Annotated in this window: 28 protein-coding genes and 1 pseudogene; 17 read left to right on the top strand and 12 right to left on the bottom strand. The window is 50.2% G+C overall.

Annotation, left to right across the window (positions count from 1 at the left end):
• From ACTQ3V_RS13080 to ACTQ3V_RS13060, 5 genes and pseudogenes are all read left to right on the top strand, one after another.
• Positions 1-229 (top strand): annotated as a pseudogene (locus tag ACTQ3V_RS13080) (hypothetical protein); the annotation flags it as partial.
• Positions 230-370: 141 nt separating this feature from the next.
• Positions 371-814: a GNAT family N-acetyltransferase gene (locus tag ACTQ3V_RS13075; RefSeq protein WP_106765242.1), complete on the top strand. Its 444-nt coding sequence runs from the start codon at positions 371-373 to the stop codon at positions 812-814.
• A gap of 34 nt (positions 815-848) precedes the next feature.
• Positions 849-1,649, top strand: coding sequence for a helix-turn-helix domain-containing protein (locus ACTQ3V_RS13070; RefSeq protein ID WP_373164793.1), 801 nt, complete (start codon positions 849-851; stop codon positions 1,647-1,649).
• Positions 1,650-1,674: 25 nt separating this feature from the next.
• Positions 1,675-2,133 carry a GNAT family N-acetyltransferase gene (locus tag ACTQ3V_RS13065; protein ID WP_373164794.1) on the top strand — a complete coding sequence of 153 codons (459 nt, stop codon included), beginning with the start codon at positions 1,675-1,677 and terminating at the stop codon, positions 2,131-2,133.
• 78 nt (positions 2,134-2,211) lie between these two features.
• Positions 2,212-2,904: an aspartate/glutamate racemase family protein gene (locus tag ACTQ3V_RS13060; protein WP_257465777.1), complete on the top strand. Its 693-nt coding sequence runs from the start codon at positions 2,212-2,214 to the stop codon at positions 2,902-2,904.
• 695 nt (positions 2,905-3,599) lie between these two features.
• On the opposite strand, the gene ACTQ3V_RS13055 is transcribed toward ACTQ3V_RS13060, so the two are convergent.
• From ACTQ3V_RS13055 to ACTQ3V_RS13030, 6 genes are all read right to left on the bottom strand, one after another.
• Positions 3,600-3,737, bottom strand: coding sequence for a helix-turn-helix domain-containing protein (locus tag ACTQ3V_RS13055; RefSeq protein ID WP_441467905.1), 138 nt, complete (start codon positions 3,735-3,737; stop codon positions 3,600-3,602).
• A gap of 144 nt (positions 3,738-3,881) precedes the next feature.
• Entirely contained in the window at positions 3,882-7,613 is a 3,732-nt protein-coding gene (locus tag ACTQ3V_RS13050; protein ID WP_441467904.1) for a phosphoribosylformylglycinamidine synthase, read from the bottom strand.
• A gap of 248 nt (positions 7,614-7,861) precedes the next feature.
• On the bottom strand, positions 7,862-9,511 hold the full coding sequence (locus ACTQ3V_RS13045) for a recombinase family protein (RefSeq protein WP_441467903.1): 1,650 nt from the start codon (positions 9,509-9,511) through the stop codon (positions 7,862-7,864).
• Positions 9,512-9,593: 82 nt separating this feature from the next.
• Positions 9,594-9,770 carry a hypothetical protein gene (locus tag ACTQ3V_RS13040; protein WP_441467902.1) on the bottom strand — a complete coding sequence of 59 codons (177 nt, stop codon included), beginning with the start codon at positions 9,768-9,770 and terminating at the stop codon, positions 9,594-9,596.
• Between the two features lie 335 nt (positions 9,771-10,105).
• Positions 10,106-10,450 carry a hypothetical protein gene (locus tag ACTQ3V_RS13035; protein WP_140402184.1) on the bottom strand — a complete coding sequence of 115 codons (345 nt, stop codon included), beginning with the start codon at positions 10,448-10,450 and terminating at the stop codon, positions 10,106-10,108.
• Entirely contained in the window at positions 10,440-10,769 is a 330-nt protein-coding gene (locus ACTQ3V_RS13030; protein WP_204861039.1) for a plasmid mobilization protein, read from the bottom strand. Before ACTQ3V_RS13030 ends, ACTQ3V_RS13035 begins: the two co-directional genes overlap by 11 nt.
• Positions 10,770-11,427: 658 nt before the next feature.
• Between ACTQ3V_RS13030 and ACTQ3V_RS13025 the strand changes: the two genes are divergently transcribed.
• From ACTQ3V_RS13025 to ACTQ3V_RS12985, 9 genes are all read left to right on the top strand, one after another.
• Positions 11,428-11,859: a hypothetical protein gene (locus ACTQ3V_RS13025; protein WP_441467901.1), complete on the top strand. Its 432-nt coding sequence runs from the start codon at positions 11,428-11,430 to the stop codon at positions 11,857-11,859.
• 61 nt (positions 11,860-11,920) lie between these two features.
• Entirely contained in the window at positions 11,921-12,991 is a 1,071-nt protein-coding gene (locus ACTQ3V_RS13020; RefSeq protein WP_441467900.1) for a hypothetical protein, read from the top strand.
• Between the two features lie 38 nt (positions 12,992-13,029).
• Positions 13,030-13,596: a hypothetical protein gene (locus ACTQ3V_RS13015; RefSeq protein ID WP_441467899.1), complete on the top strand. Its 567-nt coding sequence runs from the start codon at positions 13,030-13,032 to the stop codon at positions 13,594-13,596.
• Between the two features lie 85 nt (positions 13,597-13,681).
• A complete protein-coding gene (locus tag ACTQ3V_RS13010) occupies positions 13,682-14,248 on the top strand; it encodes a hypothetical protein (RefSeq protein WP_441467898.1) in 567 nt (188 codons plus the stop codon).
• A gap of 15 nt (positions 14,249-14,263) precedes the next feature.
• Complete coding sequence (locus ACTQ3V_RS13005) at positions 14,264-14,854, top strand: hypothetical protein (protein WP_441467897.1); 591 nt, start codon at positions 14,264-14,266, stop codon at positions 14,852-14,854.
• 155 nt (positions 14,855-15,009) lie between these two features.
• Complete coding sequence (locus ACTQ3V_RS13000; RefSeq protein ID WP_441467896.1) at positions 15,010-15,468, top strand: DUF3879 family protein; 459 nt, start codon at positions 15,010-15,012, stop codon at positions 15,466-15,468.
• 45 nt (positions 15,469-15,513) lie between these two features.
• Positions 15,514-15,912 carry a hypothetical protein gene (locus tag ACTQ3V_RS12995; protein ID WP_441467895.1) on the top strand — a complete coding sequence of 133 codons (399 nt, stop codon included), beginning with the start codon at positions 15,514-15,516 and terminating at the stop codon, positions 15,910-15,912.
• 317 nt (positions 15,913-16,229) lie between these two features.
• Positions 16,230-16,451 carry a hypothetical protein gene (locus ACTQ3V_RS12990; RefSeq protein WP_441467894.1) on the top strand — a complete coding sequence of 74 codons (222 nt, stop codon included), beginning with the start codon at positions 16,230-16,232 and terminating at the stop codon, positions 16,449-16,451.
• Positions 16,452-16,487: 36 nt separating this feature from the next.
• On the top strand, positions 16,488-16,679 hold the full coding sequence (locus ACTQ3V_RS12985) for a hypothetical protein (RefSeq protein WP_441467893.1): 192 nt from the start codon (positions 16,488-16,490) through the stop codon (positions 16,677-16,679).
• Positions 16,680-16,964: 285 nt separating this feature from the next.
• Here the strand turns inward: ACTQ3V_RS12985 and ACTQ3V_RS12980 are convergent, their stop codons facing one another.
• From ACTQ3V_RS12980 to ACTQ3V_RS12970, 3 genes are all read right to left on the bottom strand, one after another.
• Entirely contained in the window at positions 16,965-17,264 is a 300-nt protein-coding gene (locus tag ACTQ3V_RS12980; RefSeq protein ID WP_441467892.1) for a DUF6809 family protein, read from the bottom strand.
• Between the two features lie 308 nt (positions 17,265-17,572).
• Positions 17,573-17,707: a hypothetical protein gene (locus ACTQ3V_RS12975; RefSeq protein ID WP_441467891.1), complete on the bottom strand. Its 135-nt coding sequence runs from the start codon at positions 17,705-17,707 to the stop codon at positions 17,573-17,575.
• A 126-nt stretch (positions 17,708-17,833) separates the two neighbouring features.
• Positions 17,834-18,451 carry an RNA polymerase sigma factor gene (locus ACTQ3V_RS12970; protein ID WP_441467890.1) on the bottom strand — a complete coding sequence of 206 codons (618 nt, stop codon included), beginning with the start codon at positions 18,449-18,451 and terminating at the stop codon, positions 17,834-17,836.
• A gap of 112 nt (positions 18,452-18,563) precedes the next feature.
• On the opposite strand from ACTQ3V_RS12970, the gene rpe reads away from it, so the two are divergent.
• Together rpe and ACTQ3V_RS12960 are read left to right on the top strand one after the other, a co-directional pair.
• Entirely contained in the window at positions 18,564-19,430 is an 867-nt protein-coding gene (rpe, locus tag ACTQ3V_RS12965) for a ribulose-phosphate 3-epimerase (protein ID WP_441467889.1), read from the top strand.
• 63 nt (positions 19,431-19,493) lie between these two features.
• Complete coding sequence (locus ACTQ3V_RS12960; protein WP_441467888.1) at positions 19,494-20,114, top strand: HAD family hydrolase; 621 nt, start codon at positions 19,494-19,496, stop codon at positions 20,112-20,114.
• A 54-nt stretch (positions 20,115-20,168) separates the two neighbouring features.
• Here ACTQ3V_RS12960 and ACTQ3V_RS12955 read toward each other — a convergent pair whose 3' ends face one another.
• Positions 20,169-21,137 (bottom strand): alpha/beta fold hydrolase, encoded by a 969-nt coding sequence (locus tag ACTQ3V_RS12955; protein ID WP_441467887.1) that lies wholly within the window; start codon positions 21,135-21,137, stop codon positions 20,169-20,171.
• Between the two features lie 172 nt (positions 21,138-21,309).
• On the opposite strand from ACTQ3V_RS12955, the gene ACTQ3V_RS12950 reads away from it, so the two are divergent.
• A complete protein-coding gene (locus ACTQ3V_RS12950) occupies positions 21,310-21,651 on the top strand; it encodes a phenylpyruvate tautomerase MIF-related protein (protein WP_441467886.1) in 342 nt (113 codons plus the stop codon).
• Positions 21,652-21,826: 175 nt separating this feature from the next.
• Here ACTQ3V_RS12950 and ACTQ3V_RS12945 read toward each other — a convergent pair whose 3' ends face one another.
• Both ACTQ3V_RS12945 and ACTQ3V_RS12940 read right to left on the bottom strand, forming a co-directional pair.
• A complete protein-coding gene (locus ACTQ3V_RS12945; protein WP_441467885.1) occupies positions 21,827-22,093 on the bottom strand; it encodes a DDE-type integrase/transposase/recombinase in 267 nt (88 codons plus the stop codon).
• Positions 22,090-22,536, bottom strand: coding sequence for an IS3 family transposase (locus ACTQ3V_RS12940; protein WP_441467884.1), 447 nt, complete (start codon positions 22,534-22,536; stop codon positions 22,090-22,092). The genes ACTQ3V_RS12945 and ACTQ3V_RS12940 overlap by 4 nt, the downstream gene beginning before the upstream one ends.
• Between the last annotated feature and the right edge of the window lie 510 nt (positions 22,537-23,046).

The following is a 23,046-nucleotide window of genomic DNA, read 5'->3' as shown; positions in this document are numbered from 1 at the left end:
TGAACCTGAAACGGATGATAAAATACGCCGGATGACGCCAGTGGGCGTCTTTTTTATTTACCCAAACGAGGATAAACTGGGATTTGTCAACAGCGCCAACTTGTCCCGAAGTGACCTCTGGACAAAGTGTCCAGAAGTACGGCTCCTTGCGGTGCTTCCCCAGCCGGGGTATTCCTTTTCGGACGGTCATTTGGTTTTCAAGGTGCTGTCCATCGATGAACTAATCTAAGTCTACACCTAAATGACCGCCAGTCCCGTATATCCGAAAGGTGGGAAATCGGCCTAAAAAACAGCCTGTTTCCACGCTCTCGGAATTGTGGTATAATGAAAAAGCAGAACAATAAACGATAATTTTGGAGTACATACCGATATGGAAATTATAGAAATCAAAGAGAATAAAAAACAATTTCTCCCCTTATTACTGTTAGCCGACGAACAAGAGAGCATGATAGACCGATATATTGATAGAGGAACGATGTATGTATTAGGCGATAATGGGGTTAAATGCGAGTGTGTAGTAACCGACGAAGGCAAAGGCATTCTTGAAATTAAAAATATTGCAACTGCGCCAGAATATCAGGGCAAAGGTTACGGCAAGGCACTAATTGACTTTGTTGCTGCGAAATATAAAGGGAAGTATTCGATACTACAAGTTGGTACAGGGGATAGCCCGTTGACCGTTCCTTTTTATGAAAAATGTGGTTTTGCCCGCTCACACAGCATTAAAAATTTTTTTATTGATAACTATGACCACCCTATTTTTGAAGGTGGGGTTCAACTAACAGATATGATTTATTTACAGAAAAAAATATAAATTCCCATTTATCGAGCAGACAAGGAGGGAGAGCATGGAACTATCTATACAGGAACGCCTAAAAGACTTGCGTGTGGAGCGTGGCCTGACGCTGGAGCAGCTTGCGGAGGAAACCCATCTCTCCAAGTCTGCGTTAGGCAGCTATGAGGGGGACAAGTTCAAGGACATCAGCCACTATGCCCTTATCCAGCTGGCGAAATTTTACGAAGTGTCCGTTGATTATCTGCTGTGCCGCGCTGAAACAAAAAATCACCCAAACGCCGATCTTGCAGACCTGCGTTTGAGTGATGATATGATTGAATTTTTGAAAAGCGGGCTGGTGGATAATGGCCTCCTGTGTGAACTGGCGACGCACCCGGATTTTCCCCGGCTCATGGCTGACCTTGAAATCTATGTGAACGGCATAGCGGCAAAGCAGGTACAGGGGGCAAACGCCATTGTGGACGCTGTGAGCGCAACCATTATGAAGCAGCACAATCCCGGTCTGACTGACCCGCAGTTAAGGCAGCTGATCGCCGCCCACATTGACGATGACAGCTTTTGCCGCCATGTGATACAGCAGGATATAAACAAGATAGCCCTTGACCTGCGGGAAGCCCACAAGGACGATTTTTTCAGCGTCCCGGAGGACAATCCTCTGGAAGATTTCTTGCAGACCGCCGAAGAAGCCGCCAGCCCAAACAGCGACCCGGAACAGGCTGCGATGGCCTTTATCTGCAAGCGACTCAAGCTGAATTATGGGAAGCTGTCAGACGAGGAAAAGAAATGGCTGAAAAGGATTGCACAGAAGTCGGACTTGCTGAAAAATCCAAACCCACAGCGAGGGAGAAAATGAGAAAGCGGATATACACAAAGGAAAAATGAAAATCATTGAAGTAGAACCCAAAAACAGGACACCGGATTTCATAAATCGGCTGCTGACGGTATGGGAAAGTTCTGTAAGAGCGACACACCTGTTTCTGTCAGACAGCGAAATCAAAAAGATAAAAGAATATGTGCCGCAGGCGCTCATTGGAATTGCTCATTTGATGATTGCCGAAGATGATATGGGCTGCCCCGTGGCTTTTATGGGGATAGAGGACGGCACATTGGAAATGCTGTTCATTTCCCCGGAAGAAAGAGGAAAGGGTCTCGGAAAGCGCCTGCTCCAATATGGGATTAAAACCTATGCCGTAGAGCGGGTGGCTGTGAATGAGCAGAATCCGCAGGCCAAGGGCTTTTATGAACACATGGGCTTTCAGGTTTACAAAAGGACAGATCTTGACGAACAGGGCAATCCTTATCCGCTTTTATACATGAGCCTTTCTGGTGTGGACTGAATAGCAAAGCCCTAAAATGGCTTGCCGCCCATTTCAATTTTGAGAACAAATGATTTATACAATGTTAGGGGTAACTAAATGAAGAAAATAGGACTTGTCGGAGGGATTGGCCCCGCTTCAACAGTAGAGTATTATTTGGGACTTATACAAAAAAGTTTGAATGAACAAAATAACAGCATATATCCAGAAATTGTGATTGATAGTGTGAATATGCTTAAACACGATGTGGCGCTCGAAAATAGTGACTATTCAGTTTTAGGAGAATATTTACTTTCCAGTCTCTCCAATTTGAAAGCCGCTGGTGCAGAGATTGCTGCTATTACCGCAAATACAGAACATATTGTGTGGGATAGAATATGCAATAATTTCCCGCTACCTGTAATTAGCATTGTCGAGGAAACCATTAAGGAACTTAAGCGGCTTCGTTTCAAAAAAGCACTTATTTTTGGAACAGAATCAACTTTGCGTAGCGGTCTTTATGAAAAAGCATTAACAGCAAACGGGATAAAAGCGGTTATCCCATCTAACGCAGAAATATCTCTATTAGGGAAACTGATATACCCCAATTTGGAGAATGGTATAGTAATTCCAAGCGATAAAGAGAAAATGATTGCACTGGCAAATAAATATATTGCAAAAGAAAATGTAGATGCACTCATTCTCGGCTGTACTGAGTTGCCACTTGCCATAAAATCCGAAGATGTTAATGTTCCAATTGTGAATACCACCCAAGTACATATCAACGCAATTTACCAATATGCGATTCAATAAAAATAGCAAAGCCAACCGAGCCAGTCAACGGTCAAGATGAACGGCGCATTTCATGCGCCGCCGTTGACATCCCCGCCCGTCTTTGCTAAAAGGTAATCAAGGCGGGAAAGCCACAAAATGGCTTCCCGCCCATTTCAATTTTGAAAGGGAGAACGCTCCTAAATTAAAAAGAGTGCGGCCAAGCACTTTGAGGGATTGGCCGCCTTGTCTGCCCGTTCAGCGGGACGGAGGGCGGCAGTCAAGGCCGGGTATAAACCCGTTCATTTCAGCCTTGACGGTTGCACGCTGTCCTGCTACTTTTCCGGGAGTGTGGCCACAACTTCGGGACATTTTGTCCACAAGTCGGAGCGTAGGACGAGGGACGGAGGCTTTCATATACCTGCCGCCGTTCTCTGAAAACAGCCCGATTTTTTGTTCATTCCCATTCACAAAAAGTCAGCCTGTTTTCCTGACGGAGCAAGCGGGGCGCAAAAAGCACCGCACCCCGTTTCCCCCGTCAGCCAAGCCAGCAGGTATAACACACTACACTTTGCAAGCAAAGTCGTGTGCCAAATGGGGCGTTGCCCCCTTTGGAAACCCCCACAAGAAAAGGCGGTACGCTACCCCTCCACGGGGCGCATACCGCCTTTTCTTGTTATCCAGCCCTCCGGCTGTATCGGTTGAGCAAAAGTCAGCGTGGGATTGGTGTGGTATCTTTAACTATGTGAAACTCCGGTTTCCCACTTGGAAACCGCTTTATCGCTCACGCATAATTTCTCAGCCAACTGCGCTTGTGTCAGATGTTTCTGTTCGCGCAGCTGCTTGATAACCGCGCCAGTGACATAATGGTTCATATATATTCTCTCCTCTCATACAGCACAATACCATGATTTTTATTACAGGACAACCTACGTTGCGTAGAGTGGCGGATAGGGGTAGGGGAGATAGCAACAAGCGACGGCATTTGTGTGCCGTCGCTTTGTTTGTATCATCTGAATTTATTTAAAATACTTCACGCCGTTTTCAAAAATCGGTTGATATTTTTCTCCATAAATATTGCGGCCGACAAAGAGACTGTAGCGCTCTGTATGGCCCATTTTGCCCAGCACACGGCCATCGGGAGAGGTTATTCCCTCAATGGCGCACATAGAACCGTTTGGATTCCAGGCAATGTCCATGGACGGATTGCCTGCAAGATCAGTGTACTGGAAGGAGATTTGTCCGTTCTTCGCCAGATCATCAATAACATGTTGCGGAGCGACAAAGCGGCCTTCGCCATGAGAAATCGCAATCGAATGTAGGTCGCCGACATTGCAAGAGGACAGCCAAGGAGACTTAACCGACGCGACGCGCGTGGTTACATAGCGGCTTTGGTGGCGGCCAATCAGGTTGAAGGTCAACGTCGGGTCATCACTGGTCATTTCGTCACAGATATCGCCATAGGGCACAAGTCCCAGCTTGATGAGTGCCTGAAAACCGTTGCAGATGCCAAGCATCAGGCCGTCACGCTTCTGGAGCAGCTCATGGATGGCATCCTTGATGCCGGGGCCTCGCAGAAACGAAGCGATGAACTTGCCCGATCCATCCGGCTCGTCGCCGCCCGAGAAGCCGCCCGGCAGAATAATCATCTGAGCTTTTCGGATGGCGTTTTCGAGCTGCTCCGCACTTTGTGCCAGAGCATCAGCAGAATAATTGCGCACGACAATAATTTCTGCCGCGCCGCCTGCGTTTTCTACGGCACGCGCAGTGTCATATTCGCAGTTGGTACCGGGGAATACCGGAATGACAGCCAGAGGCTTTATGGACTTGACTGCGGGCGCCTTGGTGCAGCGCTCAGTGTAAGCAACTGTTGTCAAATGTTCGTCTGTAGCTGAAGCCCTGGTCGGGAATACGCCTTCCAGACGGTTTTCAAACGCATAGATTAACTCGTCCAGCGTGACAGACTCGCCTGCGATGGTGATTGCTTCATCTGCGGTTGTGCGGCCAACCAGCCAGTATGCGGGAAGTTCTTGCACCGCTTCGATTAGGATACCGCCGAAATTCTTAAGGTACAGTGCTTCGATAGGGAAGGAGTCGTCAAACGCAAAACCGATCTTGTTGCCGAGCGCCATCTTGCACACGCCCTCGGCAATGCCGCCGACAGACAGCGCCCATGCGGATATGGCTTTGCCGGATGCAATTAGGTTCGCGACCTCGTTCCAAACGTGTTTCATTGTCTGATAGTCGGCTGAGCCGTCCTGAAAATATGGTGCGTCAAAGAAGTAAACCGGATGGTTTGCAGCTTTAAACTCAGGAGAAATCAGGCGGGACGCATCCTGAGGGGCGATGGCGAAAGAAGCCAGCGTCGGAGGGACGTCCATATCGTCAAATGATCCGCTCATTGAGTCCTTGCCGCCGATCGCGCCGAGACAAAGCTCCTCCTGCGCGATATATGCACCCAGCAAAGCAGACAGCGGCTTACCGAAACGCTTCGGATCCTTACCCAGACGCTCAAAGTATTCCTGAAAGGTCAGGTATGCGGTCTCAAAGTCACAGCCTGCCGCAACGAGCTTGGCGACCGACTCGATGACCGCAGCCGACGCACCGAGGAACGGATTTTGTTCGGTATAATAGGGATCAAACCCAAACGCCATCACAGACGCAGTCTCGCACTGGCCGTCCTGTGCAGGCAGGGTGGCCGCCATAACCTGCGTTGGGGTGAGTTGGTACTTTCCGCCAAACGGCATAAATACGGAATTTGCGCCAATCGATCCATCGAACCGTTCCACCAAGCCGCGCTCCAAGCAGATACCGAGCGTGGAGGCGTGATTAAGAAGCTTTTCCTTCTCGGTTTTGCCTTCCGGTGCACAGATAATGGATGGTGCGGACAGGGAAGTGACTTCTGCCGTGACATGCTTTGCACAACCGTTGGTATTGAGGAAGTCGCGCGAAATGTCTACGATTGTGTTGCCGTTCCACGTCATGCACAGGCGATTTTTGTCTGTGACCGTTGCCACAACAACCGCTTCGATATTTTCTTTGGCTGCGGCAGTGATGAATGCGTCCGCATCCTTTGCGCGCACAACAACTGCCATACGCTCCTGCGACTCCGAAATGGCAAGCTCGGTGCCGTCCAAACCGTCGTACTTCTTGGGGACAGCATCCAGATTGATGTCCAAACCGTCAGCCAACTCGCCGATGGCGACTGATACGCCGCCCGCACCGAAGTCGTTGCAGCGGCGAATCATGCGAGTGACGTTTCCATCCCGGAACAGGCGCTGGATCTTGCGTTCTTCAGGTGGATTACCCTTCTGTACCTCCGCACCGCAGGTTTCGAGCGAAGCCTCGGTGTGCTTCTTAGAAGATCCGGTTGCACCGCCGCAGCCATCGCGGCCCGTCTTACCGCCGAGCAAAATAACAATGTCGCCGGGTTCGGGGACTTCGCGAATAACATTCTCGAGCGGGGCAGCGCCGACGACTGCGCCGATCTCCATGCGCTTGGCAACATAACCCGGGTGATAGATTTCGTGTACCAGACCGGTGGCAAGGCCGATCTGGTTACCATAGGACGAATAACCCGCTGCAGCAGTCTGGCAAAGTTTGCGCTGCGGCAGTTTATGTTCAAGCGTTTCGCTCAACGGAACAGTCGGATCGCCCGCGCCAGTTACACGCATTGCCTGATAAACGTAGCTGCGGCCGGAGAGAGGATCTCGGATCGCACCGCCAAGGCAGGTGGCCGCGCCGCCGAACGGTTCGATCTCAGTCGGATGGTTATGCGTCTCGTTTTTAAACATCAGAAGCCAGTCTTCATAATGTCCGTCAATCAGCGCCTTTACCTTGATCGAGCAGGCGTTTATTTCCTCCGATTCGTCAATGTTTTTGAGATAACCGCGTTTTTTCAGCACCTTTGCACCCGCGGTTGCAATATCCATGAGCGTCACAGGTCGTTTGGATGCTTTTTTCTCGCCATAGACCTCGACACGTGCCGCAAGGTAGCGGTCAAACGCATCCTGTACCATTGGGTCATCGATCTTCGTGCCGTCAATCTCGGTTAGGAAGGTAGTATGGCGGCAATGATCCGACCAATAAGTGTCCACCATGCGTACCTCGGTGATAGTCGGGTCGCGCTTTTCCTCATCTCGGAAGTATGCCTGCAGAAACTTGAGGTCATCCAAATCCATTGCAAGTCCCATACCGGTCATCAGGTCGCTCAATGCCGCCTCATCCATATGGATGAAGCCTGAGACTGATGCCACTGTCGTTGGAATCGCATAGTCGACCTTAAGGGTGGCAGGCTTGTCCATGGATGCCTCTCGGGACTCAACAGGGTTAATTAGGTAGCCGCGAATCTTATCCATGTCGGCATCTGATAGTTCGCCTTCCAGTACATAAATTTTTGCTGCGGCTACTGCGGGGCGCTCACCACCGGTCAGCAGTTGGATACACTGCGCGCACGAGTCCGCACGCTGGTCAAATTGGCCGGGCAGCGGCTCGACTGCAAGCACAGCGTGGGCACCCGAAGGGCGGGGAAAGTCTTCATCATAGCATATGTCCGCCATCGGCTCGGAAAAAACGATACCCTTGGCTTTTTCATAGGCTTCAGGGGCCAGCCCCTCGGTATCATAGCGGCAAAGATACCGCACATGAGTCAGACTTTTGACATCAAGCAGATCGTGCAGACTGGAAAACAGGCTGCGTGCTTCGACGTCAAAGCCGGGCTTTTTTTCGGAATAACAACGATTGACGCTCATATATCGTGTCCTCTCCTTCATCAGATAAAAGATATCTTTATTCTACCTGTTTCGCGGTCATAAATCAATCGGTGAGGGCAACAAAATATTGGGGGATTCAAACGGTTCTCTGTATATTCTTTGCGTGGACTGTCAGACAGAAGAAAAACGCCCGGATTATGGTGCCCCCTGACAGGGGTAACTTTGCAGGCGTCTGAAACCCCGGCAGATATTGCTACGGCAGTATCTGCCGGGGACTTCTTTTTGTCTCACGCACCCTTGGTGGTGGACTGACCTTCCGGCTGGGTGAGTTCCACACAGCCAATGTCATTGTAGTGAATCTCCACTGTCTGCTGGGCGTGCTTGCTCCACTTCACGTCCTTTTCGTGGACCACGATCTTTTGAATGAACAGCCGCAGCAGCTCCGGCGTCAGCTTCTGAATGTCCGTATACCGCTTTGCCAGGGAGATAAAGTGGTCTGTGCTGGACACCTGCTCTCGTAGCTTCTGGATGGCAGTTTCCTTCTCTGGGATGGTCTTATTCAGCGCTTCCATCTCCTGGGTATAGCTGCCGGAGAGCGTCTGGAACTGCTCCGCTGTGATCCGCCCCAGAACACTGTCCTCATAAAGGCGCTTGAAGATGCTGTCCAGTTCCTTGCTCCGCTTCTTCAAAGCGGCCAGTTCCCGTTCCAGCCCACGCATCTCTTTTCGGATCTCCGCGGACTGCCTGCTGCCGATGTATGCGGCAAACTCCTGGGTTTGTTCCCTGGCTATTGCTGTTACCCGCCGCAGATCCTCCAGAACCACGTCATCCAGTACACACTCCCGGATATAGTGGGCGGTGCAGAGGGTGCCGTCCTTCTTATAGGTCCGGCAGGTGAAGTGGTTGTAGGACCGGCTCATGGTATGGGCGCGGTGGAGCACCATGGTGCTCCCGCAGTCGGCGCACACCACCAGCCCGGAATACTTGTTCTGTTCATCCATGTTGGTGCGCCGCCGCTTGTGTTGGCGCACCCGCTGGACGATATCCCATACCTCCCGGCTTACCAGGGCGGGGTGGGTGTTTTCCAGCACCATGCATTCCTCCCTGGGATGTTCCACTTTTCGCTTGTCCTTGTAGGAACGAGTGCTGTACCGGAGGTTGATGGTGTTGCCAAGGTAGATCTCGTTCTCCAGCATGTTGGCCACGGTGCTGCTGGTCCAGTGATAGGGGTTTTCTGCGTCCAGACTGGTGTGCGTGATCCCGTGTCGCTCATAGGCGTAGGTCGTGGGGCACAGCACCTGTTCCCGCTTCAGCAGCCGGGCGATCTGGCTGGGGCCCTGCCCGGCGGCGCACAGGGCGAAGATACGCCGCACCACGGCAGCGGCCTCCTCGTCCACCACCAGCTTCTTGCGGTCCTGCTCGTCCTTGCGGTAGCCGTAGGGCGCTCTGGTGCCCAGCCGCTCCCCACGCTCCGCCTTGGCCCGCTGTACCGCCCGGATCTTCCGGCTGGTGTCCCGGATAAACCACTCGTTAAAGAGATTCTTGAAGGGCATCAGCTCCGTGCTCTCACTCCGGTTGGTGTCCACATTGTCGTTGATGGCGATGTAGCGGACGCCGAACATGGGAAACCGCTCCTCGATGTAAAGCCCCGTGTGGAGCTGGTTGCGTCCCAGCCGGGACAGGTCCTTGGTGATGATGGTGCGGATCTTCCCGTTTTCCATGTCCGTCATCATCTGCTGGAAGCCGGGGCGGTTGAAGCTGCCCCCGGAATAGCCATCATCCACATAAAAGCGGGGGTTGGGGAAGCGGTGCTCCCGTGCGTACCGCTCCAGGATATTCCGCTGGTTCTGGATGCTGTTGGACTCTCCGTCCGCCCCGTCATCCTGGCTAAGACGGCAGTACAGGGCGGTGATCTCATTCTGGTTTGACTGTTTCATACAGCCCTCCTTTTTTCTCGTCAAACCGTTTCAGCGCATCGCGCCTACACAATACCCCAAAGCCTGGGGAATGTCCAGTCCTTTAGGCGCACAGCTTTCCCTGCTGCGCGTTCAGGTCGATGAGGGCTTTCAGCTTATCCTCCGGGGTGGCGCTGCCCTGTACCGGGAACACGGACACCACCTGGATGAGTCGCCCATGGGAGCGCTGAAGGCGTTCCACGGTTACCTGTCGAACATCATCTTTCGCTTCTTCTGACATTTTCGTTTCCTCCATCTCTGCCCAGGAAGGTTTGGCAACCTTGCCAAACCTTCCTGGGCAGCGCTTTTGGTGATTTCGTCAAAAACGGTCTTTTGCTTTTATGACATATTTGAACTTTCTTGCGTATCGCTTTTGGCAATATTCGATTTTTTGCCCCAGCGGCACATTTAACGTTTCCATGCTTTGGCCAGAAAGGTTTGACAACATTGTCAGACCTTCCTAAAGTGACGCTCCTGACGATTCGGCTGAAAGCGCCCAGTTTCTCCCTAGTGGCCTACCTACCCCTCCTGGGGGGGTGCGCGGCCACACGGGGCCTCCTATGGCCTTACAGGGGGCTATTGCTGGGTGGAGAGAAGGAAGCACTCCTCACAGAGCTTGTCTGCCAGAAACTCCAGCTGCGCGATCTGCTCCGGGGCAAGTTCTCTGGCCCTTGGGCAGCGGGCGATCTGCCGGATGTTGGAGTAGATATGGTTTACGGCGGGATGCGGGTCTATCTTCTGCCTGGGCATTCGGGCGTGGATCGTGGTTTCCTTGATCAGCTTGCGGAAATAAGTTGTGACCGGCAGTCTGGTGATGGCCAGATAGCGGCACAGCCGCTGGTACTGCTCATCCGTCATGCGGACGGACAGAGAACAGCTGTTGTCCCGCATAGGTGGGCGTGGCTTGTGTTTATACCGCATAGGGGTACCCCAGCTTTCGCACCTGCCGGAATTGCTCCACCACCTGGGCCAGGCGGCGGACGGAAAAGCCCAGCTGCTGGGCGGTGCCGCAGCCGCTGTTGAATACCCTGGCCACGGCGTTGATGTCCCGGCCAGCCTCATCCGCAAAGGCGATGGCCGCTCTCGTCTCTTTCTCCCGGTAGAGTATAGGGCGGTTTCGCTCCAGCTCTCTCATCAGCCAGGCGTTGGCGGACAGTCCGGCAGCCCTGCTTTTCTTTTTCAGCAGGTCGTATTCCTCCTGGCTCATCCGGATGCAGGTGCGGTGTGTTTGTGTGTTCATGTTGCTCCTCCTCTCGGGAGACGGCTCCAGGGCCATCCCCGGTTCTCGCACCCATCCTAACAGATAATGCGGACAGTCTGTGTCCGCATTAAAAAAGAAAAATGGGGGTCTCATGATGCACCCTGCCCTGGATTTCTTGACCTCCAGGGTGCTAACATGGACACCCTTGTACGGATTATAATGTACCCAATCATGTAGACAGTTTATTGAAAAAACGACACCCTGATGCAGGTGAAAATCGGGTCCGGCAAGGTTTCCGAACCCGATTTTCAGCGCAATGAACTGCCGCCGGAATTGCCAAATGTTCCAATGAGATCGGGTTTGACAATTTTGTCAAACCCGATCTTGCGTGGAAAATCTTCCGAAAACTTTTCGGCAACCTTGCCGGAAAGTTCCGCCCGCAGGCGGCATTGGGGTCAGGGGTTTTCCCCTGCAAGCGCGTTTTGACATCAAAACGCTATGCTTGCGTGAAACGCCCGCCCTGAAGGGCGGGCGTTTCACCGCCGCCAGGGGCGGCGAAGCCTTGCGCAGCGGAGCATGATTTGCTGCCTCACCGCACAAAGAATGGTCACACACTCAGATACACCGACGAGCGGAAGGCCCACCCGTCCGCCTCAAACCGGGCATCATCACGTATGCCAAAACCTGCGAGACCTATGTGGCCTATCTGCGCAGACATCTGTCTCATGATATTTGGAAGGAATTTCAGGACTACACCGGCGCGGTGACCTACACCGCCCGGAACAAGCAGGACACCACCTATCTGGGCCGCTTTACTTTCGACACCATCCTGGATTTTGAGGGACTCAATCGGGTGCTGGCCATCCTGGCCAGAGGATTCCTGTTTCATAATGAGCATGGCAGCCCCACCGAAGCGCCCCTGGAACGCATCGACTATTCCATGCGGGGCTTATGCGCCTGGTGCAGTGTGCCAGACAGCGAAAACGCTACGCCCCGGGAGGCGTGGCAGTTTGGCAATGATTTTGGAGGACTTTATTTGGAATTTTCCAGCCTTACGGAAACCTTTCACACATTTCTTCTCATCATGGCGGGAGAACAATCTAAATTTTCCTCGCCGGATGGTCGATAAAATAATAAAGGGTATTTGTTCCGGTGGCAGTACCTATCGCAGTAACGAGGAGTGGGGAAAGATGGGCAAGATTAACATTTCCAGCTATCCGCATCTGAAAAATAATTATGGCAGCTTTCCGTGCATTACCAAAGATCTGACGAAGGTTCCCAAGGACACGGTCGACGTGGATTCCTTTGTTTCGGTAAAATCCACATGCGCCTCCTCAGAACTGGCAGAGGCGGCGAGAGCCTATCTGGAGGGGGACCAGGCAACACAGACCAGCCCGATGGATGATTGTATCAATCAGTTCTTTGATGGCACCGTGTCGGAATCGGAGTTGCAGGCCGAGTATGAGAAACTGCTGAAGAAAGAACTTTTTGGCTCCATGGAAAATCCAACAGGGCCTCTGACCGCATCGCTGAAAGAAGCGGCAACCAATTTTTACAATGCCTTCCGGGGAAAAATTTTGTCGGCTGCCGCCCAGCGCAACAACGCCGAGGGAGAGCAGTATATCACCGGGGACATGAATGTGCAGCGTAACTGGGCCTATTACAATTCCGACTATTATTATGCCAGTGAATCGGCAATCTCTGCTATTACGGAAGGTGCTCAGAATGTGTCGCAGGAGTACGGCTCTACTTTTGAGGTTCCAGACTACATGGCACAGGGCAAAACCAATCTATACAATTTCAACACCGCTTTAAGCGGCGATCCATTTGTTGCATCTGATTATCACTATATCATCGACCCCGATGTTGCGCCCCCGGAAAATTTCAAGTGGTTTTATGAATCCGGTGGAGATCCGTACAACAGCATCAGGCTTACCTCTTTTTCGTCGATAGACAAAAACGGGAACAAAATCTTTGTTGATTACACCACCGATGAGTTTGATCCTACAGATCCTTCCAAGGCACAAACATGGGTTTCCTACACAGACGAAGATGGCATAGAGCATCGTCTCAGCACAGACGTTGTTTTTGATCATTCCAAGGATGACCTTCGGAATGTGTTAGGCTTGTTGTCCTTTTCCGATAAAAATACGGACAAGGCCAGCTTACTGAATCAATTTTTGTCTAATTTACAGATCTATCCAAAGGGGTATTTTGACCGTTTCCCGACGGTCTCCCGCAGTATGGATTTTATGGTTTAACACAAAGTTTATATTATTGATGTTGGGAGGGAGTATCCATGCAAATTGGCGGCTTGGGAGCCAGCAATACGGCCAAGCTGGGTGGCGCGTCGAACATCCAAACATCGGCAAAAAAGGCCGTTAGGAACGCGATCGCAGACGGCTTTGTAAAGCAGATTCAAACGCTGGCCCGAGAGGATGCGGAAAAGGGGGTTTGTATGGATCAGGGCTATCTCCAGCTCAGAGATGCTCAAATGAAGAAATACGTATCTCCGGACCGCTCTGGTCCAATGGCTCAGGTAAATTCCGTGATGAAGGGATTGGCACAGGAACAGGAACGAATCAAGGTGTATTTAGAGCGCCTTATGGGAAATTGCTCAGCGAAAGTCCAAGGCGATTCTATTGGTCAAACTGCTGAGATATATTCCCCGGAGGGTGAAATTCTGGCAAGTTACAACAGCTTTGGCGGCGGATGGACAATTATTCCGACAAAAGCGGAGTCTATTTTCATCAACGAAACAGGCGATATTTATATGCTGGCATTTCGGGAAGCCCGTACGGAAATGAAGACTGCTGCCCAGGGACAGGCTCCTGCTGACACGGCTGCCCTGGATATCCGTGCATAACTGCAAAAGACCGGCAATTTCCGCTGATGTGAATGGCCCGAGCTTACAGTGGCCACAAAACCATTAAGGTAAGGAGGTTCCTTCTATGGCCATGAATGGTATTGGCGGCAGTCACCCTTTCAGTCTCCAAAAGCAGGCTCTTCCAATGGGGGAAAAGCGTAAAATGGAGCTGACGGCCACGTCCCTCTTTCCCGAAGAGGAGGTCCGGGAGACGGAGGAGAGCCGGGCACGCTATCGGAAGTACGAGGAGATCATCCGCAAGATGTACACAGGCAGGCGACTGACTACGGCGGAAATGCGCTTTCTGCGCCAGCATTACCCGGAAGCCGCGGCCAAGGCGGAGCGGATCCAGCAGGAGATCGAAATGGTCGAGGAACAGCTCCGCACCTGTGACACCCAGGAGGAAGCCGAGCAGGTGTACGAGCAGGTGCGGACGCAGGCGCTCGCCCGGTTTGCCCAAAAAGATTCCTCCGGGCTTGCTGTGCTGGCCGCCGTCCAGCGGATGCAGCCCGCCTGCAAAGCTGGGCAGGGGTCGGAGAGCACAGAGCAGAAGGAGGGCGACAGGGCGGCGCTCCTCCCCTGGCAGCCGGAGCAGGCATTTGATATCAGCATTTTAGAGAAACACCAGCGGAGCGTTGATGTAAAAGCGTAAAGGAGGCACAACGAAATGTCTTTGATTATTTCTGACACCGGAGCTATGCGCCTGCCCGACGCTCTGGTAAACAGCGGCTGGGTAACCAATATCAAGCCATCGGGCCAGCAGGCGGAGCCGACCACGGTTGGGGAGAAAATTCAATTTTCCCCGCCGAATTTTGATCGGGTGGATTTAAGTAAGGCGGTGAGTCTGGACGACAAGATGGTCCCCGGCGGAGTCCAGAACGAGGCAAGGCAGACGGATGCCGTTCCGCACGGTACAGGGACTGAAATCGAAAAAAGAGAAATCTCCCAAATGCAGTATGCGGATGGAAGTTTCAATTTCTCCCTTCCAGAAGATGCTGCACAGCGCAATGTAGACATCTGGGAGGGACACACAAAGGAAATAGTTATATCTCTTTCCCCAGAAGGAAAACACTATCAAGCAATTAGACAAATGACCAAAGAATGGAACGCTTTCGTCGAGCAGTTGAAATCATCCATCAATGGATCTGGGATGGACTATTTTGAGAGCCAGCGCTTTGTAAAGGAAAGTTTTACTTCTCTCTATACCGATTGGATGCATAATAAGCCTGAACTTTTCAAAGTATTGTTCGATCAATAAAAAGACCACTTTGCCAATCACGAGTGGAATCTGATTGCCAAACCGGAGGGTTGGACTGATGCAGACTTCGAGTTCTGGGAAAATTATGATCCCTGGACGGAAAGCAAATGATGTGAATAACCTGATAACCGATTTTCCGGAAGGGGTGTTATAAAATGACGATCACAGATATGGCCCGTATGATGATGAATGCAGACCAGTATAGTCGTAAGGTCGCACAGCCGGCGTATCCAAACGGTGCTGCGGTCGCACATCCTGATACGCCGGATGACGGGATGGACATTACCGGGATGACCGCAGCAGACTTTCATACCATCCCTGTATCCAAGGAGATCGAACAGAAAGTGCGAGACAGAGTATTTGAGAATATGAAGTACCGCTATGGCATGACTGGGACAGGCAATGAATATGGAGAAATGGTGCATAGCTATCTAATGTCCATCCCTGCCAAAGACCGGAGGGATGCGGCCTACACAATAGACCAGATCCACTTTGATGAAGTGGACAAAATCAATGCCTTTGTCAAATCCCGTGTTCCCGGCTGGCAGCCGGGGCAGGCATTCGATACCAGCATTTTGGAGGAATACCAGCGGGGAATTGATGTAAAGGCGTAACGGTTTTGTCTTGAACAGCGTATTGTTTGTGAAGGAGATGTTTGTGTGAATGTGACAGGGGGAGCTGAGGCGATTTATTTGCCCTGCATTTGGTTGAATCCCACGACCCAAAAAGCGGAGGTTGGTACTTATAACTACACGGCTCTCATGGAAAAATTTCAAAAACAGGTCGAGCAAGTACAAGGGAATCCGCCTGAGTTGGGCAATCAAACGCTGTCAGAGGCGGAAATCCAAGCGCTTGTGGAAAAGTATGATCCGCAAAACATGTCACAAACGGAGTATGACGAATTCATCCGATACTTGGAGAAAAAAGGCGTCCTGAGCCGATTGGAAACCAGTGACTTGGGAATGTCCCGTATCACGATTGTGCCGGGGTATTTTGAGCCTGCCTATATCTGGACCTCATCTTCCGGTATGGGCTCCAGTGTCCCGTTCCCTGCGTGATGTGGGTGGAAACGCACTTCAGTTTGCGCAGATCATGTCCCAGTGGGCAGTGCCTGACAGCAGTTTGCAAATCAGGCAAGGCGCCTATTCCAAAGTGCTGGAGATCCTAAACCAAATGAACGCGGTGAGAAGGGCCACAGGGAGCGGGGCAACTACATCGCCTTTGATGATGGATTTAAGCAGTATTCAACTGACCATTGACCGCGTCAAGAACGAGCGAATCCAGACCGTATAATGGCCCTGATTGCTGGCAGAACAGACAGTTAAGTTATACAGGTTACGATATCACACAGTCTGTAAAAGGATGAAGTATTTCTATGACTCGTGGAGTCCCATCGGCATCAGCCAAGCATCCGGCATACACCTCAAAGTCGGTTGGCAATTCTCTCAAAGGGACAGCGTCACCGCAAGCGTCCGACATTTCCACCGTCAGTTGGGCGGATATCACGACCGGAACCACGCCAAACGCCAGCTTTATAGTGTGCAGCAGTCCGGAGGATCGAGCTGCCATGCAGGCGTATTTCTCCAATGCTTTTTAGAACGCTCACGCGCTTTCCTCGGAGAACGACCAGCCTATGCTTGACCTTTCCACTGCGTTGACAGATGAGGAATGGAAGAGCCTTGGTCAGAAGTATGACCCGTCCAACATGATACAACAGGAATATACTGCACTTCTGGATGAATTGCACGACGCGGGTCTGCTCAGTGACGAGGAGCTGGAGCTGCTCTCCGTCTGCAAGGATGGGCATTCTCCTGTACAAATGTAGGAGGAATTCATCTTTCGCCGGTATCCCCGGAGTTAATGAGCGGCCATTGTATTACTTCTTTGGTCAACAATGATGATTTTCCTGGTGGACAGCCTGTTGGCTTTTCCTCCAATAAGGCGTATTGCGATGTGTTTGCAATATCTGCGTGGGAGGCAGCATTTCGCTATTATGATCGGGAACGCTCGGAATGGCTTCCGACCCGTAAAGCGCAGGCGTTCCAGCGGCTTGACGCTATCCTTGTCGCATAGGTGAGATGTGCTGAATGCCTACTGCTTCCTGTTGCAATCATATAGAACAGGCATCTGACTCAGCTTCTTCAGCTGACGATGGCTGCCTGTTCTGTTTATAGTAATTCAATTCGTTTGCTATTTCCAAAGCCAGGTGAAAGCCACAGAGGAAACTGTCCATGGAGCGTTCCTCCGTCATTAGATTCTGGGCATCCATGATCCGCAGCACCAGTTTTCTCTCTGGTTTTTCCAATCGCTCGATGAGCTGCTTGTGACAATCTTCAATTTCCTGCTCAGCCTCCGTCATGGGCAGTGGCGTGTAAAATCTGTCATAGAGCAGTTTCAGTGTATCGTGCATATATCCTACCTCCTTGTAGCAAGACAACATACCACAAGCGGATAGAAAAAGCCACAACAATATTTGCATTACTGCAATCTAACTAAATTCAAATTTTCGAAAGTCGTTTTTGTGAAGCATCGAGAGATTGTTTTTCGCAGCACTTCTCAAATAGCAGGGGCGAGGACAGTCAACTGGCTATCGGCGTCTTTTTTTGACGTGCGCAAAAAGAAGGGCCTGCGGATTTCCGCAGACCCTTTCTCACTGATGCGCAAAATCGGTTTTTTGTTGTCCTTTTGCGGGGGTGCCCTACCGAGCGTTTTTCTTTTCTAATTCTGTACCAGCGGAATCTCATAGCCGCAAATTTCAATCGATTGAATCTCCTTGTCGTTAATCAGGTTATCAAAGGCGATGATATTCAGAATATCGCCAGTCAGGTGATGTATTTCTGACAGCTGTCCCATGCGTCCGCTGCGGGGCGCAGTTTCCAAGACACCATCGGCATAGTGAATGGTGACAGGGAGCCAGTGGGACGAATCATCCGAATAGGGCGCGTACTTGTCATCTAGTGACTGAATGATTTCACGTGTCTACGGACTATTGGCGCGCAGCGTGATTGAGAGTGGGGATACCGAAATGCTTTGCAACGTGATATCATAACCCTCGGCTGACAGAGTCTGTTTTACAGGGTATACAATCGAACAGTCGTCAAAATTTAGTGGGAAGGAGATGCGCCAGTTGTGAGACAGGACTATTTGATAGTTTTCCACGTTGTTAGCGCCCTCCAAATCGTATAGTTCCAGAACCGCACACTTTCCTAAGGCAGGTTCTCGTGTGGGCTCACACATGATAAGCGTAATTTTGTTATCATTTTCGTTTTCATCCGTGATTTTGAAAAATCCGGCGGCGGTCGTTTGCTGCGCTGCTTGCAGTGCACCGCTGAAACGGTAGTCATCCTGATTCAGTCGTACACCCTCAGGCGCAGTAAATTTGAGTAGCAGATACACCAGATTGCCGTCGCCAATGACCTGTTTAACCTCCAGCGTATCGTTTTGGTTGCTGTCGCTTTTATTGACAGCATATGCAGACTGCACCGCGTCCTCCGTATCCGCATGGTTTCTCAGGTATACATAACATAAGCAGTAAACTGCATCTAAGTTGCGCTGATACAGTGCAGTCAGTTCTTCCTGGCTCTTTTGTGGTGGCATTATTCTTCACCTCCTCATACGGTAAATGGCTGAAGCTGACAAACGTCTCAATTGAACAACGAAAAAATAAAGAAGTTTTATCATTCTATTATGAGTGCAAGAAAAATACACGGTGTCTGAACGGAAAAAGATTGAAAAAGTGAAAAATTGCGGTATAATGGAAACAAAAGGGGAGCGGTGCAAGACGCTGCCGCTCCCTGTATTCGAAAAAGCCGGTGGCGGCGCATGGCCGCGCAAAGCCCGCTTATCATCAAAATATGCCGTGAGCGGCTTCGTGGTCACAGGGGGAACAAGCATGGAAATCAAACTATCACCGTCCATTCTTTCGGCAGATTTTGCCAATTTGGCGCGTGATATTAAAATTGCGACTAACGCAGGCGCAGAGTATGTGCATGTGGATGTGATGGACGGACATTTTGTGCCGAATATTACAATCGGAGCACCAGTTGTCAAATCGCTGCGAAAAGCAACCGATAAAGTGCTTGATGTACATCTGATGATTACTGACCCGGAGCAATATTTAGATGATTTTATCAAAGCCGGCTCGGATATCATCACCGTACATTACGAGTCGAATGGCGACACGCTTGCTCAACTTAAGACAATCCGCGCGGCGGGTGTCAAGGCTGCATGCGTTATCAAACCCAAAACGCCGGTGGAAGTGCTATTCCCTTTGATGCCGCATTGTGACATGGTTCTGATTATGACCGTAGAGCCAGGCTTTGGTGGACAGGGGTTCATTCCCGAATGTATGGATAAAATCTGTGCGGCACGCGCAGAAATCCAGAAGAACGGCTACAGCTGCGAACTGGAAATTGATGGTGGCGCCAAACTTACCAACACAGCGGATATTGTTGCTGCAGGTGCAGATGTCATTGTTGCCGGCTCCGCTGTATTTAATGGCGATATTGAGGCCAATGTTCGCGGCTTCCACAAAGTGTTTGCCGAAGGAATTGCTAAAGCACAGTGGACGAAGTAAGAAATAGAATAGAAGCGGACGGTTTCTGCCGCCCGCTTTTGTGTGAATTTAGGAGGAAGAAAAATGAATTTCATTATTTTTGACGTCGATGGCACGCTGATTGATTCTGCACCGGTATATTTACCTGCGCTTGGTTATGCGTTGAACGAACACGGATACACACCATCGCCTGAGCGAATACAAACTGCATTTGGTATGACCGGTTGGCAGGGGCTTACTTACTGTGGTGTACCGGCTGAACAATTTGATGCTGTGTTGCATAGCTGGGAGCAAGAGGCGTATCGTCATTTAGAACATGTGACGGTTTATGACGGAATTGTAGACACACTGCGTGCCCTGAAAGAGGGAGGAAACAAGTTGGGAATTGCAACTTCACGCAATCGTTCGCAATATATCCATGGGGTAAAGCCACTTGGACTGAGTGAGTTTTTTGATGCTGTTGTCTGCTCAGACGATGTGGCAGACCCGAAACCTGCACCGGATGAACTGTTTGAATGCCTCAAACGGATGGGAGGAACTGCGGAGCGGGCGATCTTTATTGGAGACAGCCCATACGATATGCAGTGCGCGCGTGCTGCTGGTATCAAAAGTGGCTTAGCGTTATGGGGCTGTCATGAGCCAGAGCAACTGACAGCAGATATACGACTGACGCATCCCAGTGAAATCTTGAAGATAATAAATTGATAAAAAATGCGCTGCAAATGCAGCGCATTTTTTGATATAGCCTCTACAGAAGATTTAATTTACTGCTTGTTCCTTCGCTTCTGCCGGCGTCAAAAGCTGATTCTCCAGCCAGCGAGAGATATCTCCAAATGCCTCCAACCGTCCAAGCTCATTGAGCACCTCATGCCGTGCATCCTTATAAAAGATGACCTCAATATTTTTGACCCCGGCACCACGGTAGAGGTTGACAACACGACGAACACCCTCTCCATATTTTCCTACCGGATCCTTGTCACCAGATAGAAAAAGCAATGGCAAATCGCGGGGAGTGCGGCGAAAAGTATGAGCAGAATTAGCTTTGGCAAGCAAAGTGTATAAATCACGAAAGCCGGTTGCTGTAAAAATGAAGTTACATTTTTCATCTGATTGATATAGCGATACTACATTTTCATCCCGGCTGAGCCAATCAAACACCGTATGTGGATGCTTGATTTTACGATTATAGCCTTTGAATGTCAAGGAGGACAGGAAGCCGCTGCGATATGTCATGCCGCGGGAGCGGGCAATTGAATCCGCCAGATGTGCGGCGCTGATTGCGGCGGCAGTTGGACCGGCAGTGCCAATCAAGACGCAGCCAGATAGTTTCTCGCCATATTCGGTTAAATAAAGGCGGGCAATTAGAGAACCCATAGAATGTCCAATCAGGAAGTAGGGAAGAGATGGATACCGCTGCTGCATCAAGTCGGTCAGCTGCTCGATATCTTGCACCAGATACTTCCATCCATCTCGTGTGGCAAAAAAGCCAAGCTCAGAGGAGCGAGCAACCGAGGCACCGTGCCCAATATGGTCATTGCCACAGACGATAAAGCCAAGGCTGCACAGATATTTGGCGAACGCAGTGTATCGGGAAAAATACTCACACATGCCGTGCGAAAGCTGCACAATGCCACGTGGTTCCGTTTCTTCCGGCACCAGGATATAATATGTGACATTAGATACACCGTTGGCGCTTTTATAAATATTTTGCGTACACTTTATATTCATAGGCACACATCCGTTCGGCAATAGAAATCACTGCTGATATCATACCACACCAGCAGATAATTGTGCACGGTTTTTGAACAAAATTAACAAAGCGTTTATAAATTGTCCATCTTGTGCAGCGATGAACGTCGTGCTATAATTAAAGAAAATGTTAGTAGATGAGGTGTAAAGCATGCCATATATCGGAATTTCTACTTCGAAAAAATTATCAGATGTGCAAAAAGATATGCTCAAGTCTGCTTTGGGAGAAAAAATCAGTGTTATTCCGGGAAAAACGGAAAAAGCACTGATGGTGGATATTGCAGACGGACATGCAATGTATTTGGCGGGCGAAAAACGTGAACTTGCATTTCTGGATGTGCGCTGCTATGGTTCAACTGAGTTTGCAAATCAAAAAGCGTTTACTGAAGCCGCATTTGAAGCAGTTCAGCAAACAACCGGACTTTCGAATGATAGTATCTATCTGACGTATAGTGAGTTTGCCAACTGGGGCACAAAAGGCAGCATGAAATAAAACGAAAAGTGTATAGAAGGCACTATGGGTATTAAACTGCTCCAGATTGTGCGGACAGTACAAAAGAGCTCTGGTAGGAAAGATTGAGTTTAAGCGGAGAGGCGTCGCGCCAGCGGCGCCTCTCCAGTCTTTAGCTGGATACGCTCATGGTTGTAAAAGTGGATATAGCGGTCAATCATCTCATTGGTTTCGAAAAGGCAGCGGGCTTGTGCTGGTAAATGAACTCTGTTTTGAGGATGGAAAAGAAATTTTCTGCCATTGCATTGTCATACGGGTTCCCACGTCTTGACATCAAAGGTGTAATGCCGTATTGTTTAGTCAGCTGGAAATATGCCTGAGATGTGTATTGAAAGCCTTGGTCGCTGTCGAGCTGCAACTCTGCGGCGACCTTCTTCTTTTGTAGGTGCACTGCTTGGCGGATAGTATCCAGTACCAGATTCACAGTCTGCCGCGTTCCGACTTGTAGGCCACAATGCTGTTGTCGTACAGATCTCGCATCATAGACAGGTACGGCACACCTTGCTCGGTCTGGATATAGAAGATGTCGGTCACCCATTTGCGGTTCGGCGCTTCGGCGTGAAAATTCCGGTTAAGAAGATTCTTATATTTGTGCAACTGCTGGCCCATCTGCTGCCACTTTCTGCGGCGACGAATCTCGGCTAATAAGCCATATTTCTTCATGACACGCAGGATGGTTTTGGGATTGCAGTAAATACCTTTGCTGGTTCTCAGCCACAGCCACATCCGCCGATAGCCATAGGTATGAAAGCATTTGTCCTGCTGCTGCCGAATGATTTCAGCAAGAGTAGCATCCTTTTCCGGTCGTCGCATCCGTTTTACAAAGTTGTAATAGCCGCTTTTGGACACTGAAAAGAATTTGCACATAACAAGCACAGGATACTTCTCTCGGTAACGGTAAATTACTGCATACTTTGCCTTTGCTCTCACTTCCTTTCTGTGGATCGCAGAAAATCCCGTAGCAACTCGTTCTCCATACGTAGCCGCCGGATCTCACAGGCCTGCTCTGCAACAAGGTCTCTGGAGATAGTTCCTTTTCTCGGCCGTCCCTTTGGTCGCGGAAGGATACCGGCTTCCGCCCTTCTTTGTTTACGGCATTGCCGCTTCAGCAAATATTTCACTACGTCTTTGTTTTTGAATCCAAAGTGTTCGGCTATTTCCCTCTGTGTTTTCCCATCTTGAATCATTCCCTCAATTATAGGCAATAGTTCCTGTACATGTGTATATGTTCGTGTACTCATTGCAATACCCCCTGATGTAGTTTTATTTGATATGCTCCCTCTATGAGAGACAGTGAAATAAAACACTGTCAATCATGGAGGGGGCACTTCTATGTCACAAAAGTCAAAAGTAAGTATTGAAGAAAAGACAAAGATG

This window comes from Candidatus Agathobaculum pullicola, from assembly GCF_052117205.1.
GTDB classification, from domain to species: domain Bacteria; phylum Bacillota; class Clostridia; order Oscillospirales; family Butyricicoccaceae; genus Agathobaculum; species Agathobaculum pullicola.
This window is presented reverse-complemented; position numbering and strand designations above follow the sequence as displayed.